This window comes from Cellulomonas triticagri (assembly GCF_003696205.1).
Lineage (GTDB): Bacteria > Actinomycetota > Actinomycetes > Actinomycetales > Cellulomonadaceae > Cellulomonas > Cellulomonas triticagri.
Window position 1 is genome coordinate 1 of sequence record NZ_RFFI01000272.1, and the last position, 770, is coordinate 770.

The window sequence follows — 770 nt, forward strand, 5'->3', positions numbered from 1 at the left end:
TCACCGAGCGCGTCGGCCCCCCGGGCCCCGCGCACCGCGGCGGCGCGGCGCCCCTCGTCGGACGCGAGGATCGCGTGCACGGCGACCATGATGCGCCGCACCCGGCGGCCCCGCTCGGCCACGACCTCGGCGACCTGGACGAGCTCGGCGGCGAGCGACCCGGCGGGCGGCAGCGCGTCGACGGCGGCGATCCCCTCGGCCGGGTCGAGGGCGCGCTCCGCGGCGGCGGTCAGCAGCTCGACCTTGTCGTCGAACGCCCGGAACAGCGTCCCCTCGGCGACGCCCGCGGCGACGGCGATCTGCCGGGTGGAGACGCCGGAGCCGTGCTCCTCCAGCAGCGGGACGGTCGCGAGCGCGATGGCGGCGCGCCGGTCGTCGCGGCTCATCGGCCGCGCCCGGGTGCCCCTCGTCTCCTCGTCCACGCGCAGCAGCGTAAGTGAGTGAGCACTCACTCGTCCAGGACCTGCGTCCCACTCACCCCGCGCGGCAGGGGGCACGACAAGGGGCCCACGGGCGCGGGCAGCACGACGCCCGTCGCACCCCAGGGGTGCGACGGGCGTCGAGGTGCTGCTCAGCGCCTCACGGGGCGGGCGGCGCCTCCGGGTCGACCGGCGGCTGCGGCGGCGCCGCGTGCCCGGGCTGCGGGCGCTGCCCGGCCTCGGCGACCGGGTCGAACGGGCGACCGCTGTACGTGCCCGCGCTCGTCGCGTCCGCCGTGGCGGCCAGCGACTCGCGCCGCGCCTCCGCCAGCGCCTCCTTCGGGTCGGTCA

1 protein-coding gene and 1 pseudogene are annotated in these 770 nt (G+C 79.1%); both read right to left on the reverse strand.

Features of this window, described 5'->3' with window-relative positions:
- Positions 1–422, reverse strand: a 422-nt coding sequence (locus EBM89_RS20795) for a TetR/AcrR family transcriptional regulator (RefSeq protein ID WP_199732235.1), incomplete at its 3' end; no start/stop codon positions are given.
- 157 nt (positions 423–579) lie between these two features.
- Positions 580–770: pseudogene (locus tag EBM89_RS20800) on the reverse strand (SPFH domain-containing protein); the annotation flags it as partial.